The sequence below is a fragment of the Dickeya sp. NCPPB 3274 genome (genome assembly GCF_000406205.1).
Classification (GTDB): domain Bacteria; phylum Pseudomonadota; class Gammaproteobacteria; order Enterobacterales; family Enterobacteriaceae; genus Dickeya; species Dickeya fangzhongdai.
Window position 1 is genome coordinate 3,169,621 of sequence record NZ_CM001979.1, and the last position, 15,435, is coordinate 3,185,055.

General features: G+C 58.9%; 19 protein-coding genes and 2 pseudogenes. 18 read left to right on the top strand and 3 right to left on the bottom strand.

Annotated features, from left to right (window positions below; all coding sequences use genetic code 11):
- Positions 1-436 (top strand): annotated as a pseudogene (locus DXX3274_RS24010) (hypothetical protein); the annotation flags it as partial.
- 102 nt (positions 437-538) lie between these two features.
- Positions 539-637: pseudogene (locus DXX3274_RS24270) on the top strand (type II toxin-antitoxin system HicB family antitoxin); the annotation flags it as partial.
- Between the two features lie 445 nt (positions 638-1,082).
- On the opposite strand, the gene DXX3274_RS14190 reads toward DXX3274_RS24270, so the two are convergent.
- Positions 1,083-2,135, bottom strand: coding sequence for a phage portal protein (locus DXX3274_RS14190; RefSeq protein ID WP_042860328.1), 1,053 nt, complete (start codon positions 2,133-2,135; stop codon positions 1,083-1,085).
- Positions 2,135-3,862: a terminase large subunit domain-containing protein gene (locus DXX3274_RS14195; RefSeq protein ID WP_042860330.1), complete on the bottom strand. Its 1,728-nt coding sequence runs from the start codon at positions 3,860-3,862 to the stop codon at positions 2,135-2,137. Before DXX3274_RS14195 ends, DXX3274_RS14190 begins: the two co-directional genes overlap by 1 nt.
- Before the next feature lie 159 nt (positions 3,863-4,021).
- Here DXX3274_RS14195 and DXX3274_RS14200 point away from each other — a divergent pair, with 159 nt between their 5' ends.
- The 16 genes from DXX3274_RS14200 to DXX3274_RS14280 all read left to right on the top strand — a co-directional run bounded on the left by DXX3274_RS14200 (position 4,022) and on the right by DXX3274_RS14280 (position 14,896).
- The gene (locus DXX3274_RS14200; protein ID WP_042860332.1) at positions 4,022-4,861 is read left to right on the top strand and encodes a GPO family capsid scaffolding protein; all 840 of its coding nucleotides are present in this window, start codon (positions 4,022-4,024) and stop codon (positions 4,859-4,861) included.
- A gap of 25 nt (positions 4,862-4,886) precedes the next feature.
- On the top strand, positions 4,887-5,942 hold the full coding sequence (locus DXX3274_RS14205; protein WP_042860334.1) for a phage major capsid protein, P2 family: 1,056 nt from the start codon (positions 4,887-4,889) through the stop codon (positions 5,940-5,942).
- A gap of 42 nt (positions 5,943-5,984) precedes the next feature.
- Entirely contained in the window at positions 5,985-6,869 is an 885-nt protein-coding gene (gene gpM / locus DXX3274_RS14210; RefSeq protein WP_042860335.1) for a phage terminase small subunit, read from the top strand.
- Between the two features lie 98 nt (positions 6,870-6,967).
- The gene (locus DXX3274_RS14215; RefSeq protein ID WP_042860336.1) at positions 6,968-7,459 is read left to right on the top strand and encodes a head completion/stabilization protein; all 492 of its coding nucleotides are present in this window, start codon (positions 6,968-6,970) and stop codon (positions 7,457-7,459) included.
- Positions 7,459-7,659, top strand: coding sequence for a tail protein X (locus DXX3274_RS14220; RefSeq protein WP_019843877.1), 201 nt, complete (start codon positions 7,459-7,461; stop codon positions 7,657-7,659). Before DXX3274_RS14215 ends, DXX3274_RS14220 begins: the two co-directional genes overlap by 1 nt.
- Positions 7,650-7,952 carry an HP1 family phage holin gene (locus tag DXX3274_RS14225; RefSeq protein ID WP_016940962.1) on the top strand — a complete coding sequence of 101 codons (303 nt, stop codon included), beginning with the start codon at positions 7,650-7,652 and terminating at the stop codon, positions 7,950-7,952. The genes DXX3274_RS14220 and DXX3274_RS14225 overlap by 10 nt, the downstream gene beginning before the upstream one ends.
- Entirely contained in the window at positions 7,936-8,481 is a 546-nt protein-coding gene (locus tag DXX3274_RS14230; protein WP_042860338.1) for a lysozyme, read from the top strand. The genes DXX3274_RS14225 and DXX3274_RS14230 overlap by 17 nt, the downstream gene beginning before the upstream one ends.
- Entirely contained in the window at positions 8,478-8,915 is a 438-nt protein-coding gene (locus DXX3274_RS14235) for a DUF2570 domain-containing protein (protein WP_042860339.1), read from the top strand. Before DXX3274_RS14230 ends, DXX3274_RS14235 begins: the two co-directional genes overlap by 4 nt.
- Before the next feature lie 116 nt (positions 8,916-9,031).
- The gene (locus DXX3274_RS14245) at positions 9,032-9,490 is read left to right on the top strand and encodes a phage tail protein (RefSeq protein WP_042862131.1); all 459 of its coding nucleotides are present in this window, start codon (positions 9,032-9,034) and stop codon (positions 9,488-9,490) included.
- Positions 9,487-10,125, top strand: a complete 639-nt coding sequence (locus tag DXX3274_RS14250) for a phage virion morphogenesis protein (protein WP_042860340.1) — start codon at positions 9,487-9,489, stop codon at positions 10,123-10,125. Before DXX3274_RS14245 ends, DXX3274_RS14250 begins: the two co-directional genes overlap by 4 nt.
- Positions 10,122-10,703 carry a phage baseplate assembly protein V gene (locus tag DXX3274_RS14255; protein WP_042860342.1) on the top strand — a complete coding sequence of 194 codons (582 nt, stop codon included), beginning with the start codon at positions 10,122-10,124 and terminating at the stop codon, positions 10,701-10,703. Before DXX3274_RS14250 ends, DXX3274_RS14255 begins: the two co-directional genes overlap by 4 nt.
- The gene (locus tag DXX3274_RS14260; RefSeq protein ID WP_042860344.1) at positions 10,700-11,068 is read left to right on the top strand and encodes a GPW/gp25 family protein; all 369 of its coding nucleotides are present in this window, start codon (positions 10,700-10,702) and stop codon (positions 11,066-11,068) included. Before DXX3274_RS14255 ends, DXX3274_RS14260 begins: the two co-directional genes overlap by 4 nt.
- The gene (locus DXX3274_RS14265; protein ID WP_042860345.1) at positions 11,055-11,951 is read left to right on the top strand and encodes a baseplate J/gp47 family protein; all 897 of its coding nucleotides are present in this window, start codon (positions 11,055-11,057) and stop codon (positions 11,949-11,951) included. Before DXX3274_RS14260 ends, DXX3274_RS14265 begins: the two co-directional genes overlap by 14 nt.
- Positions 11,944-12,552 (top strand): phage tail protein I, encoded by a 609-nt coding sequence (locus DXX3274_RS14270; protein WP_042860346.1) that lies wholly within the window; start codon positions 11,944-11,946, stop codon positions 12,550-12,552. Before DXX3274_RS14265 ends, DXX3274_RS14270 begins: the two co-directional genes overlap by 8 nt.
- Positions 12,549-14,273: a phage tail protein gene (locus tag DXX3274_RS14275; protein ID WP_042860347.1), complete on the top strand. Its 1,725-nt coding sequence runs from the start codon at positions 12,549-12,551 to the stop codon at positions 14,271-14,273. The genes DXX3274_RS14270 and DXX3274_RS14275 overlap by 4 nt, the downstream gene beginning before the upstream one ends.
- A complete protein-coding gene (locus DXX3274_RS14280; RefSeq protein WP_042860348.1) occupies positions 14,273-14,896 on the top strand; it encodes a tail fiber assembly protein in 624 nt (207 codons plus the stop codon). Before DXX3274_RS14275 ends, DXX3274_RS14280 begins: the two co-directional genes overlap by 1 nt.
- Positions 14,897-14,924: 28 nt before the next feature.
- Here the strand turns inward: DXX3274_RS14280 and DXX3274_RS14285 are convergent, their stop codons facing one another.
- Positions 14,925-15,434 (bottom strand): phage tail protein, encoded by a 510-nt coding sequence (locus tag DXX3274_RS14285; protein WP_042860349.1) that lies wholly within the window; start codon positions 15,432-15,434, stop codon positions 14,925-14,927.
- Position 15,435: the final 1 nt, after the last annotated feature.

Sequence of the window (15,435 nt, forward strand, 5' to 3'; positions counted from 1 at the left end):
GATAAGCAATTATTCAAGTTACTGCGATGAATTTAATAGATTTTCTCTGTCCCAACCCGTGATAATATTAATTGATAATGACTCTGGTGCTCCTGCAGTTAGATCCTTAGTTAATCAAATTACAAAGAAAAACTTCTCTAGCAATGATAGCTTCACTCACGTCATAAAAAACCTTTACGTTATGCAAACTCCTTTAATTAAAGGGGGGGATAGTGCCATCGAGGATTTCTTTGATACTGCAACATTAAACGAAAAATTAGAGAAAAAAACCTTTAGCTATAAGGGTACCTTTGACACTGACAAACACTACGGTAAGAATCATTTTGCTGAGTATGTAGTTAAACCTAAAAGAAAAACAATAGATTTTACCGGATTTAACGTTCTATTAAACGACATCAAGAAAATTATAAAAGACTACAAAGCAAAAAAACATTAAATGACTTTTTGAATTAAGGTTTTTAACTAAAAAATAATTTCATGCAACGGTTCAAAATCATTACGCACAAGATTGATGGAAACTGGTGTCGCTGATTGACCTGACCGTATTGACCGCTGCGTAGCGAGTAACCCGGAATTTAAGAGCCGCTCAGGGTTCCTTGCTCGGGCAGCATTAGAGCGGATTTCATCCATTCGCTAACCTTCTCTGAAACCTGCTTCGGCAGGTTTTTTTTACCCCAAATGCGCCGCACAAACCCGCACAATTTTGCACAACTTTTTTGATGCTGTTTTACCCCTTTCCGCCCGGTACGCGTGCGCGCCGGGCCGGTTTCTGCACTTGCACAAAAAATGAAGCGAGAGCAGCGCGCAGGTGACGGGGGAACAGCCCCCGCGATGGGGGGTAGGTAGGGATCGCCTTTGATGTGCCAAATCTGGCACATTTCCCGGACTGCTGCGTGCGTATTTTCGTTCGGGAGACGCGACGCGGCATCCGGTGAGAGCGCCCGATGGCGTAGCGCTGATGCGGTTTTATGTGGGTGGGAAATGGTGGCGTTAGCCGTTGATCTGAAAAGAAATTGTGTGCGGTCAGCGTGAAAGTTTTTGAATAAAAACCGCCGCGTGAGTGCGACGGCAGTGGCGGGATATCACTCGGTTTTCAACAGGGCGTAAGGATTAAAGCGGATCACCTCCATCCCTAGCCAGTCATTCACATGCTTAAGCGCTTCCATCACCGGCATCAGTTCGTTGATAGCGAACACCCGCGCGGCTTTCTCCACATCGCCAAAGGAGCCGTTGCCTTCCGGCATGGCGCCCATCAGTTGCGGCGGCACACGGTGCGCCGCGAGGATGTCATCACGCGTCACCGATTTGATATTCAGGAATTCATCTTTGGCAGATATCTGGCTGAAGGGAATAATCTGTACCCCTTTTTCACCGCCGCCCGGCGCATGTAACAGCAGGTTTTTAAACGCGCCTTTACCGCGCGCTTCCTTCAGCGTTTTCTTCACGTTATCCATGCTTTCGGTATCCACCTGGGATGCGCCGATGTAGATAATGCACCCGGCGTGCGAACCGTTGTCATAGTAGAGCTTGCGGAACATATCGGCAGAGTGTGACAGGCTGGCCGACAGCAGCGCGCCCATGTATTCCGGCATACCGTATATCTCCTGGTGAATATCCGGGTTGATGACGTGGCACACGCTGTCGGTAGCAAACGTGTGTTCATCCTTCCACTGCCGGATAAACCAATAGGTATTCAGATCGCTGCCGCGCCGGGTGTACTTGGCTGGAACGTGACGCAGGGCCAGCAGGCCGCCCAGCCGGTTGACCCGGCGTTCAAGGTAACCGTTGCCGAAAACAAACCAGTCGAGCACGAAGGCGGAGAACGCCTGACGAGACAATAGCGGGTGCGGGATAAAGCACCCGGTCAGCGCATTGCGTTTGAAGTACAGCGCGGACTGGTGCCATGACGCACTACCAAACGCGCGAGCCAGCCCGTACCAGTCCACCGGGGTGTCGTAATAACGGCCATTGTCGGCGCAATACATGTTATCCAGCAGATCATGGCCATCCCTGACCGGATAGGGGCCGTCAAAGGTAAACGCGCTCAGCCCCGGATCGCTTTTCAGGGCCGCCGCCATATCCGGCTGACTGGCGGTAACCGCCCGGTGTGTGCCGGTTTTATCTTTTCTTTTCATCAGAACTCCATCGCAAAGCCACCACCGCCCTGCTCCTGGCCGAGTGGTTCATTGATGACGGCCAGCATGGTTGCCCAGGCCAGATCGCCATGATTAGAGCCGCGTGCGCGGTCGGTGTCGTAAGTCATGATGCCGCCCGGCGTCTTGACGCGCCGCACGGCGTTGAACGCATTGATCAGCGCCTGCTCGCTGCGGTCGTATTCCCAGCGACCGGCACGGATCACCTGAAGCATTTTCAGCACTAAGGCGCGTTTGGATGACACCGACATCAGGAAGCACACCGCCGCCGGGAAGAATTTCTTCACAATCTGGTAGACCGCTTCACCGATGCCGGTACCATCAATGGCGATATGCTGCACGTTGTATTTGAAGGTCAGCGCTTCGATCACTTTCGCCTGTTCTTCAAACTCCAGGCCGCGTATCTGCTGGGTTTCGATGGTGCGGAATTTGCCGCCCGCCACCAGTGGCGGTACCACCACCGAGATCGCCCCGCTGTCGCCGTTGCCGCTGCTGCCGTTGGCGTCATAGCCAATCCAGATGCCGCGATCGGCCATTGGGCGCGATGCAAAGGGCTTCCAGTCCGGCCACTCGTCGTAACCGTCGGCGCCGCAGCTAAATAACAGGTTGAGGTTAAAGGCGGACTCACCATCGCGGACGAACTCACAGCCGTACAGGTTGTTGTATTCATCCGGGCTGTTTTCGTCGCGGATCTCCTCCAGGTCGGTGTATTGCCAGCCGTGATCGATGACGTCCTGTAGCGTCACAATCTGACGCCAGGTTTTATCCGGGCATAGCAAACCGCTATTGAGCGCTTTCCATGACACATCAAACGCGACCTTTTGCACCTTGCTGCGCTTCTCATTCCAGCGTGCGCCCGTCCAGAACGGGTACGCTTCATGGGTTTCACTCGACGGGGTGGAAAAGTAGGTGCGCGTCAGCCCTTTCAGGGTCGCCATCGCCCCGGCCACCTTGCGCAAGTTGGCAAAGTTACTGACCCAGAAAAATTCATCGAAATACAGGTTGCCGGTGTAGGACTGCGCCGTCGCGGCAGACGTCCCCAGAAAATGCAGCTCGGCCCCGTTGCTCAGGACTATCTTGTCGCCGCCTTTTAGTTCGACGTCCACCTCTTCCGCCACCTTCTGGATAAAGCCCCGGAACTGGTGCGCCTGACGGCGCGAGGCAGAAAGAAAAATCTGGTGGCGCTGATAAGGGTAAGCCACGTCATCACGCAGCGCCCGCAATAACGCTTCACGGGCAAAGTACCAGGTGGCGCCGATCTGGCGGGACTTTAGGATCATACGGTTGCGTTGATCCTGCTGGGCATACCAGCCGTTTTGATGCCAGGCCAGTGAGTCGAGAATGTTGGTTCGCAACGCGGCAATCTGTTCGTCAGTGAAGTGATTTTTCACCTTGCGCTTGCGGGGTTTCTTGCCGCTTGCGGCATTGCCCGGCTGGCCGTCATTCAGCGTTTTCAACTGCCGGGTCAGCGCGTCCATTTCCTTCAGGTCGCCACCGGTTTTGGTTGGCTTCTGGGCCAACTGGCACAACCGTGCATCGATAGAATGCGTTACGCGCTGGATAGGCGGCGTCTCGTCCCATTCGTCGCGCTTTTTCCAGGCGTACACCGTGTTTTGATTAATCCCCATCAGGCGCGAAATTTCCGCTGGCGGGTAGCCCTGCCAGTAAAGCTGTCTTGCTCGCTGCCGTACAAATGCGTCCTGAATCATGCGCGGTTTCCCCCCTTTGCCGGGAAGATTACCCCGCGCGCGATCCGCCTTTCGCTCACTTTCGGCTCTGGCCCTCCGCCGACAACAAAACCTCGTTGAGACAGGGAGTTAGGCTTTGCAATCATGATGTCACAGACACCACAGGACAGGACTACAGGCATGAGCGGTACCACCAAACCGACCCGTAAAAAATTCCGGGTTGCCGTCTCCGGCTCCACCGTTGACGGGCGTGAAATCGGACGTGACCACCTCTATGCAATGGCGGAAAGCTACAACCCGCAGGTATACGGCGCCCGCGTTAACGTTGAGCACATTCTTTCGCCCTATCCGGGCAGTGACTTCAGTGCGATGGGCGATGTGGTCGCGCTGAGCGCGGAAGACATTACCGACGGCCCGCTAAAAGGCCGCGCCGCGTTGTATGCGGAAATCGAACCCACCGAGCGAATGAAGCAGCTCACCGGGGAAGGGAAGAAGATTTATTCCAGTATCGAAATCGATCCGCAGTTTGCCGCGACCGGCAGGCCATATCTGCGCGGTCTGGCGATGACGGATACCCCGGCCAGCCTGGGCACTGAGCGTCTGAAATTCGCGGCACAGCAGCGGGCGCAGGTACAGGCATTCAACAATCTGCCCGGTGAGCCGGTCATGTTCACCGAAGCGATGGAAGCGGAGCTGGTCGAACTGTCCGAACAGCGCAGCGACGAGGGGAAGCAATGGTTTTCCCGCGTGATGGGGATTATCGGCAAAGGCCGCAAGTCAGACGGTGAACAGTTTTCCCAGGTACGCGAAGCGGTGGAGAACGTCGCCCAGTCCCATGCTGACCTGCTGGACAATTTCAACGCGCTGAAAAACCAACAGCAGCAGGACAGCCGCACCATCCAGACGCTGACCAGCGAGCTGGCCGCGCTCACGCAAAAGCTGGCGACGCAGGATAACAGCTACAGCCAGCGTCCGGCGGCCAGCGGTGGTAACAGCGGCGCGCAACTGGCTGACTTTTAAGTACCGTTAAGCGAGACAAGCGAACATGGAAAATTCTACCCGTAATCTTTATAACCAGTACATTTCCCGTCAGGCGCAGCTTAACGGGGTGCAGCCGAATGACGTGGCGATGACCTTCAGCGTCGAACCGGCTGCCCAGCAGCGCATGGAGCAAGCGGCGCAGGAAAGCGATGAATTCCTGAAACAAATTAACGTGTTTGGGGTTAAAGCCCAGGAAGGCCAGAAGATCCTGATCGGCAGCAAGGGACCGATCGCCAGTACCAACAACAGCAGCGACGGCACGTCCCGCCGTAACCCGACCGACAACCATTCCAAAGAGCCGAACACCTACCATTGCCGCAAGGTGAATTATGACTCGGCGATCAGTTACCCGCAGTTGGATGCCTGGGCGACGCAGCCGAACTTTCAGGCGCTGATCAGTCAGGCCAATGCGCGGCAAATCGGCCTCGACCGCATCATGATTGGTTTCAACGGCATCACCTATGCCGAGAAGTCCAACCGCAGCGCCAATCCGTTGTTGCAGGATTGCGGTGTCGGCTGGTTGCAAAAAACTCGCAACGATGCGGGGCACCGCATTATCAAAAACGTCACGCTGACCGCCCGCGACGAAGACAACAAGATTATTGCCAAAGGCACCTACGGCAACCTCGACACCGCTGTGTTTGACGCCAAAAACAGCCTGCTGGATCCGTGGCACCGCAAGGCGCCGGATTTGGTGGTGATCATGGCGTCCGACCTGCTGACGTCCAGCAACTTTCCGCGCCTCAATGCGCTGAGCCAGAGCAACCCCAATACCGAGTTGCTGGCCGGTCAGTTGATTGTCAGTCAGGAGCGTGTGGGCGGCCTGCCGACCTTTCTGGCGCCTTACTTCCCGTCCAATGCGGTGCTGATCACCTCGTTCAAAAATCTGTCGGTTTACTACCAACTGGGGGCGCTGCGCCGCAGCATTGCTGAAGAGCCGGAGTACAACCGGATAGCCACCTACCAGTCGTCCAACGATGACTTTGTGGTGGAAGACTACGGCAAGGTGGCCTTGATCGATGGCATTCAGTTTGCGCAGGCCGCAGGCGACGGCCAGTAACAGCCCGGCGGGGTAACACTCCGCCCAACCGGAGAACACACCATGCTGACACCGGCACAACGACATTTTCAGCGGGTCATGGCCGAACGCCGGGGCCAGGCGGACACCGAAACGGAGGTGTCACGCACGGCCCATGAGCAAATCCTTCACCGCTTGCGCCTGCATCAGGCCGCGCTGAAACAGGTGCAATCTGCCGCCACCAAAGCGGAGATGAAAAAAGCCATGCTGCCGGAATACGACGGCTGGATTGATGGCACGCTGGAAGGCGACAGCGGACGACAGGATGAGGTGATCGTCACCCTGATGGTGTGGGCGATCGACTGCCAAGATAGCGCACTGACACTGAGGCTGGGGCGTTACGTCGTTAAGCATGGCCTGTCTTTGCCTGCCGACAAGTTCCGCCGCGATGCGGTAACGGTACTGGCTGAGGAAGTGAGCAACCCGGTACTGACACTGGCCGCCACCGACGACCGCGCTGACCTGAGCGGTTACACCGCCGTGCTGGATGAAGTGGCCGCGATTGTGGACGGCAAAGACATGCCGGACGAAGTGCGCGCCAAGCTGTGTAAAGCCCGCGCCTTCTCACGCCGTGCGGCAGTGGATGCACAAACCAAAGCTGAGGCGTTGAAACTGTTTCGGGAAGCGATGGCCCGCAATCCGAACGCGGGGGTGAAACGGGATATCGCCACGCTGACGCGGGAGCTGAAAAAGCTCATGCCGGCCAGCAGTGACGAACCGGAAGACGGCGCGCCCGGCGACGATGGAGCAGCCACTGAGCCGCCTGTCGGAGAGACGACGCCGGCGACGACCCCGACCGATGCCGCACAGCCAGCGGCAAAGCCAGCCGCCGTGCGTAACACCACGGCGCGGAAAACCACACGGACGACGGGTAAAAGCAAAGCCGCCCGTCAGTCTGCCAAACGTTAACGACTTCGGCCCCGTCCGACAGGCGGCGCGCCGGGTGATCTGCCCGTATGCGGTCTTTTTGCCCGGCGCCCACCGCCTGACTTTTGGGAGAGTTGAGCATGAGCCTGGTGGCTTCGAAACGTGTTAGTGACAGCGGCGACGTGCCGGAGATTGACGACGGCGCGGCAGCAGTCAGCGCCGGGGATTTCTGGCCGGTGATCGTCCTGCGCGATCTGCGCCTGGCCGCCCGCATCACCGGCGGTATCACCACCACCCGCCTGATGCACGTCACCACTGAAGCGGTGGTGCATGTGACTGACCAGCTGGCGAGCTGGCAGCAGACACAACAGGCCGCCGGATATGCCGCACTGGCGGACGTCCCGGCCGGACAGGTCAACGGCGAAAGCATCAAGGTGTACCGCTTCAAGCGTGCGGTTTATGCCATCGCCCGCGCCTTGCTGCTGGAGGGATACCGCGATGTGGATACCACGGCCAAAGGCGACAAGGCAACGGACACTTTTGACAGCCAGCGTGACGATTTGTGGCGTGATGCGCGCTGGAGCATCGCCGATATACGCGGCGCCCAGCGCCTTTTTGCGGAGTTGTGCTGATGGTGGTCCGGGCGCTTCAGGGCGATACGGTGGACTTGCTCTGTTATCGCCATTACGGCACATCCGCCGGCGTCACCGAGCAGGTGATCGCCGCCAATCCGGGGTTAAGCCGCCAGATGTTTCTGACGGCCGGGCAGGCTATCACGCTGCCTGATATTCCCCGTCAGACAGAACAGGAAACGGTGCAGTTATGGGATTAAACGATCTTCAGCGCCTCAATGATGGGGTGACCTATGGCCTGTCCGTGATGGTGACCGGCATCGGGGTGATGACCGTCAGTGAAAAAGTCGCGCTGGCGGGCCTGGTCATCGGTGTTGTCACCGCATGGCGCGCCTGGTTGTTCCGGCGTCGTATTGAGCGCGCACAACGACGCCGCAATGAACTGATTGAACAGATTTTACAGCAGTCCGAGCGCCGCACGCTGAATACGTCGGAACGCCGTGCGGTGGCCATTTTGCATCAGGGTGACGTTGACGATGAAAACCGCGATTAAACGCTGTTCGATTGCGCTGATTGTGGCGCTCGGCGTCACGCTGTCCCCCGGCACACTGCGCACGTCGCCGGAAGCACAGCAGAAAACGGCCAGTTGGGAAGACTGCCGGGCGTCGCCGTATTACTGCCCCGCCGGAGTGCTGACGGTGGGCATTGGCTCTACCGGTAACGTGCAAAATCGGCCGTACAGCAATGACGAGATCGCACGCCGCTGGGTTAACGACATGCAGCGGGCAGAGAACTGCGTCAACGGCAATTTTAACGGCGCTGCCATGCCTCAATCGGCGTTTGAAGCCATGACCGACACGGCGTTTAACCTCGGTTGCAGCGGCCTGATGTGGTTTACCAACCGGCAGGGCAGCAAGCAGCGCACCACCATCTGGAAACATGCGCAGGCGCATGAATGGCCCGCGATGTGTGAGCGGCTGACCGACTTTGTCAACAGCGGCGGCCAGCGCTCCGCCGGTCTGGTCAATCGTCGCAGCGACTTTAAAGCCTGGTGCCTGCGTGATCTGGCGGGTGTGCCATGAAACTGGCCGCCACCCTTGCCGTGCTGCTGGTGCTGGCCGTCGGTGGTGTGCTCTGGCAAACCTACCAGCGCGGCATCGACTGGGCGCATACCGAGGCACTGACAGACAGCGCCCAACAACAGCGCGAGCTGTTAACCGAATTCCGGGCACTGGCCGACGATGCCAGAAACGTGCTGGCGCAGGTGCGCGAGCGCGAGCAACAGCGTTATGCCGAGGGGGAAGAACGCCGTGAAAAGATGCGTGAGGGGATGCAGCCCGATACGTGCGCTAACACTGTGGTGCCTGTTGCTGTCAGCGACAGCCTGCAAAAACGCGCCGCCGTCGTCCAGCGTGCAGATACTGCACGACCCGGTACCACCCAGCCTGACGGCACCCACACCGACGCCCGTACTGAAAACACCGGTGACCTGGGGCGCGGTCGCGCTCTGGAGTGATCAGCTGTTGGATGCGCTGGACACCTGCAATGCAGACAAGGCCGCCATCAACGATGTATACCTGCGTCGCCTTCAGCGTCTGAAGGATGCCGCCGCCACACCATAGGGGAATGCTCATGCTGAAAACCGATTCGCTGCGTGATGCGCTGACGGCATCCAATGTCTGGTGCCGGGCCAACCCGGAAGCCTTCACGGTATTTGTGGAAGAAGGCGGTATTGAAACCACCGGGGAAACGCCGTCGTTTCTGTACCGCTACTCGCTGGTGCTGTTCGTGATGAACTTCACCGGTGATATCGACGATTTCACCTTACCGTTAATGGCCTGGCTATGGCAGAACCAGCCCGACCTGTTGCTGAACCCGCAAAAGAACCGCGAGGTGAAATTCACCACGCTGATCAACAACGACGACAGCGCTGACATTCTGTTTGAAATTCCGGTGCGCGAGCGGGTCAGGGTCACGCGGGACGATAACGGCATCCTGCGTGCTGAACATCTGCCTGAACCTCGTCCGCGCCTCACCGGCGGGGTATGGGATGCGGTGCTTGACGATGCCACCGGGGAGACAGCGACATGACGGATAAACTGTTTCACGCACTGGATCAGGTGTTTGACGACATCCTTTCAGGTCTGTCACCCGCCGGGCGGCTGAAAACAGCCCGTCAGGTCGGGCAGGCGCTGCGACGCAGTCAGCAGCAGCGCATCAGGGCGCAGAGGAACCCGGACGGCTCGGCCTATGCAACCCGCCGCCGCAAGGTGTTGCGCTCGCAGCAGGGAATGATTTTTGTCTGGGAAGGCCAGGTGCGCCACCTGAAAAACTGGCACGGCGGCCGGGGAAAATACGGCCGCACAATCACCGGCTTTGATGAAGACCGCAATGCCATCCGCACGTTTTACCGCAGCGATATTGAGCGTTATATCGAGATCAACACGCAGGCGGTGCGCCGCACGACCAGCAAGAAAGCCCCGATGTTTCAACGCCTGCGCGGCTACCGTTTTCTCAAAATGCGGGCCGATACCGACGGGGCCAGCGTCGGTTTTGACGGCATGGCTGCCCGTATCGCCCGCGTGCATCAGTACGGCGAGCGTGACAAGGTCGGGTCGGGTGCCTTTGCCCGCTATCCGGTGCGTGAACTGCTGGGGATCTCCCCGACTGACGAACGGCTGATCCAGGATACGGTAATCAACAGTCTGGGGAGTGCTGCCACATGAGCGCCGAACTGATGCGATTACTGGAAAACGTGTTGCGCGTCGGCGTCGTCACGGCGGTTGACCCGGAAAGCTGGCGGGTACGTGTTAAGAGCGGTGAATTGCTCACCGACTGGCTGCGCTGGAACACCACGCGCGCCGGGGCGTTTAACGTCTGGATCCCGCCCGCCGTCGGGGAACAGGTGTGGCTGGGCTGCCTTGGCGGTAATCCGGAAACCGCCGTGATCATCGGCAGTCTGTTCAGCGAGGCCCACCCGGCACCGGGCAACAGCCTGAAGGAGATTGTGATCACCGCGCCGGACGGTGCCCGGTTTCGGTATGACGCTGTGGCTGGTGCGCTGGAAGCCACCGGCATGAAAACCGTCAACGTGGTGGCCTCGGTCAGCGTCACGCTGAACACGCCGGTGGTGGAATGTACCCAGCACCTGAAGGCCCGCACGGTGGAGATCACCCACGGCGGCACCCTGGCCGGTAATGTGGTGCACTCCGGCGGCGCCCTGACCTCTAACGGCGTCCAGGTGGATAGCCACCGCCACGGCGGCATTCAGCCCGGCGGTAGCTGGACGAGTGGCACACAATGACCGCGACCTATACCGGCATGAATCCGCATGGCACCGGCACCCTGACCGATGCCGATCAGCTCTGGCAGTCGGTGCGCGACATTCTGACTACGCCGCTGGCATCCAGGGTGATGCGCCGGGATTACGGCAGCCTGATCCCTGACCTGCTGGATGCGCCGCAGAACGCCGTTACGCGGCTTCAGTTGATGAGTGCGGCCGTTATTGCCCTGACGCGCTGGGAGCCGCGTATCTCGCTGAATGCCGTCGATATTCGCTATTCAGCATCGGGAGCGGTAGACGTGGCGTTATCGGGGTTGATTACCGAAACGATGCAGGCGGCCAACGCTGCCATTACGCTCAGGAGTGACAGTGATGGCAACGGTTGATTTATCACAGTTACCCCAGCCGCAAATCATTGAAGTGCTGGACTTCGAAGTCATCCTTCAGGACGTGAAGGCGGTGATGATTGCCGCCTTTCCGGCCGCTCAGCAGGCGTCAGTGACTGCTGCGCTGGCGCTGGAATCCGAACCGTTAGCAGTGATAGCGCAGGTGATCGCCTACCGGGAAATGATGTTACGCCAGCGGATTAACGAAGGCGCGGAAGCCTGCCTGCTCAGTCATGCCGTGTCGTCCGATTTGGATAATCTGTCGGCCAACCTGAACACCGCCCGGCTGACCATCACCGAAGCAACCGACACCGCCGACGCGGTGATGGAAAGCGACAGCGCGCTACGGTTGCGAACGCAGGCGGCCTTTGAAGGGTTGAGCGTGGCCGGGCCGACCGGCGCGTATGAGTATTTCGCCAAAAGTGCCAGCGGCAAGGTAGCGGATGCCAAAGCGATCAGCCCGTCGCCGGCGGCGGTGGTGGTGTCGGTGTTATCCGCCGAGGGTGACGGCAGCGCCTCGGCTGACCTGCTGGCGGCGGTTGATGCTGCCCTGTCTGCTGACGATAAACGCCCGGTCGGTGACCGCCTGACGGTGCAAAGTGCCGAAATTGTGCGCTATGCCATTACAGCGGTGTTGTACCGCTATCCGGGGCCGGAATCGGAACCGATCCAACAGGCCGCGCAGCAGGCATTAACGTCATGGCTTGGCGCACAGGGGCGCATCGGGCGTGATGTGGCTCGCTCGGCCGTCATGGCGGCGTTGCATGTTCAAGGGGTGCAACGTGTCGAGCTGCTGGAACCGGCGCAAGACATCGTGATCAGCGACACGCAAGCGGCGTACTGTACCGGGTTCACGATCACCGAGGGCGGTAGCGATGAGTAACAGCCTGCTGCCCCCGTCAGCCAGCGACTTTATGCGCCACGTCGCCAGCTCAACCCAACACCTGAGTGAGATAGCGGTCGATCTGGATACGTTATGGGACGCCGAGCGCTGCCCGACACAATTACTGCCGTACCTCGCCTGGGCGCTGTCGGTTGACCGCTGGGATAAGCGCTGGTCAGAACAGACCAAACGTCAGGTGATCAAGGCGGCATGGCTGGTACACCGCCAGAAGGGCACCCTCGCGGCATTGCGCCGGGTGGTGGAGCCGTTCGGCTATCTGATTCGGGTCACAGAATGGTGGCAGACCGGCGGCCAGCCCGGCACCTTCCGGCTGGATATCGGCGTGCAGGATGCTGGCATCACCGAAGAAACCTATCTTGAGCTGGAGCGGCTGATCGCCGATGCAAAGCCGGTGAGCCGTCACCTGCTGGGGCTAAATATCGTCATGGACAGCGCGGGTGAAATCCCGATTGCCGCAGGGCAGTACAGCGGCGATGCATTGACTGTCTATCCCTACTTTCCTGAAACCATTACTACAACCGGCGCTGACAGGTGCGGCGGTGCGATACATCTTTCTGATAACGTGAGTGTGAATGCATGACGACAAAATATTTTGCCTTGCTGACAAACACTGGCGCGGCGCTGCTGGCGAACGCTACCGCGCTGGGACGGCAACTGTCGATTACACAAATGGCGCTGGGCGATGGCGGCGGCACCCTGCCAACTCCCGACCCGGCACAAACCAAACTGGTGAACGAACGGCGCCGGGCGCCGCTCAATTCTCTGAGCGTTGATCCGGCGAACCCCAGCCAGATTATTGCCGAGCAGGTGATCCCCGAAGATGAAGGCGGCTGGTGGATACGTGAAATCGGCCTGTATGACGCCAACGGCAATCTGATTGCCGTCGCCAACTGCCCGGAAACCTACAAGCCGCAGTTACAGGAAGGCTCCGGCCGGGTGCAGACGGTGCGCATGATTTTGATTGTCAGCAGTACCGACGCGGTAACGCTGAAAATTGACCCGTCGGTGGTGCTGGCGACGCGGGCGTACACCGACGGCAAGATCACCGAGGTGAAATCCTATGCGGATACGCAGGCGAGCGGAGCCAAAAGCGAAGCGAAAACCTATGCCGATGCACAGGTGAACGGTGCCAAAAGTGAGGTGAAGGATTATGCGGATGCGCGGGCAAGTGGTGCCAAAAGCGAGGCAGGGGCCTACACAGACAGCCTGATGACGGCGCACCTGTCCGCCGCTAATCCTCACCCACAGTACGCGCCGATAGCCAACCCGGCGCTGACTGGCACGCCGACTGCGCCGACGGCGAGTTTCGGCGTAAGCACAACGCAGATCGCAACGATGGCCGCTATCCAAGCAGCGAAAGGGGCCATTGCCAGCGTCCAGTCGGTTTCCAGCACGAACGCGCTCACGGCCTCAGCAGCCGGCGCGCTTGTCTACATGACCGGCGGCACGACGTTTACCACTACGCTGCCGGGCGGTTCAACCGTTGCCCTCGGCCAGACCATTCGGCTCATTAATTACTCGACAGTAGCCCAAACGCTAGTCAGTGCTGGAGTGGACATTATTTATGGCGGCGCCGTCGCCGGGTCCGTATCCGGCATTTCGCTGCCGCCGGGCGCGGGCATTGAGTTGATATCGCGCGGAAATGGCGAATGGGATGTCATTGGGGGATCGCTCTCGATTCAGTACGCCTCTGGGTTGACGCTGGTTTCGCCAGCGCTGTCAGGGGCGCCGACGGCTCCCACTGCCGCCTCTGGGACAAACACAACTCAAATTGCGACTACCGCGTTTGTGCGGTCTGAAATCAATAGTGTGGTGACAGGCATACCGCTACCCTGGCCGCAGGCTACGGCGCCGGCGGGCTGGCTTAAATGCAACGGTCAGTCGTTTGACAAAGCGCTCTATCCGAAACTGGCGGCGGCGTATCCATCGGGCGCGCTGCCGGATTTGCGCGGCGAGTTTCTTCGTGGCTGGGATGACGATCGCGGTGTAGATGGTGGTCGAGGTATTGCCAGTAAGCAGGCGGCGACCGGATTACGAACGGGGGCAATGGACTACAACGGCAGCGATGCAGACAGCGCTGGGGTATACGTGGGCATCGGCTATGCCGATGCTGACAGTTCAGTAAACACCGTAAATTTTACTAACCAGGGTTACCCCAATGGCACGCTAATGGCTGGTGGCGCTGGCAGAGACAACGGGGTTTCAGGTACGGCGAGCAATACCGTATTTTCGGGCGGCGTGAACTGGATAACGGTACGCCCCCGCAACGTCGCATTTAACTACATCGTGAGAGCTGCATAATGAATGAGAAATATTCTGTTGCTGTAAAAGGCGCCGCGCTGGGTCAGAACGGACTGGCTGAGCGTGCGGGTTGGCTGACTGTTTACCATGTTGATCCGCTGACGCGCGAGTATACGGGCGCGAGCTATGAATACCTGATGGTCGGCACAGGGTTACCCGCTGATAGTTACGCCGACGCGCCCGACCTGCCGCCGGCGGGTCAGGCATTGCGGCGCCGCGTTGACGGCGAGGAATGGGAGCATGTGCCGGATTATCGCGGGCAGACGGTGTATCGCACGGCGGACGGGCAGCAACAAACAGTGACAACGCTCGGTGAGTTGCCGGATGAGCTGACGCTGTTGGCGCCGACAACAGCGTACGATACGTGGGACGGCGCCGCATGGGTAACAGACACCGCCGCGAAACAGGCAGCGGCAACAGCAGCGGCGCAGCGGGAACTGTCAGCACGTAAAGCGACGGCGACGGCGCGAATTGCTGAATTGAGTTACGCGGTTGATCTGGCTATGGCGACCGAGGCGGAGCGGGCAGTGCTGACTGAATGGAAAACCTATCTGGTGCAGTTGTCACGCATCGACACCGGCGCCGCGCCGGATATCGACTGGCCGGAAATTCCCTCATCCTGACTTATTCGGCCCTGTTTAGACAGGGCCGTTAAACCAGCCCTTTCAACGTGTTGACAGTGTCCGTCATGGCCGTGCTGACGGTATTCATCGCTTTGGTTGCACTGCTGCGCGCATTGTCCATCATGTCGCTAAAGGATGAAGATTGCAGCTTTTCCCGCAGGTCTTCATCACAGCGCTGGAAGCTCAGCGAAAACTCAATCTTCTTTGCCTTTCCGTAGCGATTCAACTCTGTGCGCGTGGTATGCATACCGGTTAGCACGTACATGCCGTAAATCTGCCCGGTGCCATCAATCAACGGCCAGGGGCGGCCGCTGTAGGCTTGCGTGGTCAGCGCGGTTAACGACACCTCGCCACCGGTAATTTCCGGGTACAGCACACCGCTCAGCGTGATCTGATCTTCCCCCGCGCCAATGTATTGCCATTTCGCGGAACGGTTGATCCGCTCATTCTTCACATGACGCCAGGCGCGCGACTGCTGAAGCTGCTGGTAAGGCAGCGTTTGCAGCTCAAACACAAACAACCCGTATACCATCATCATC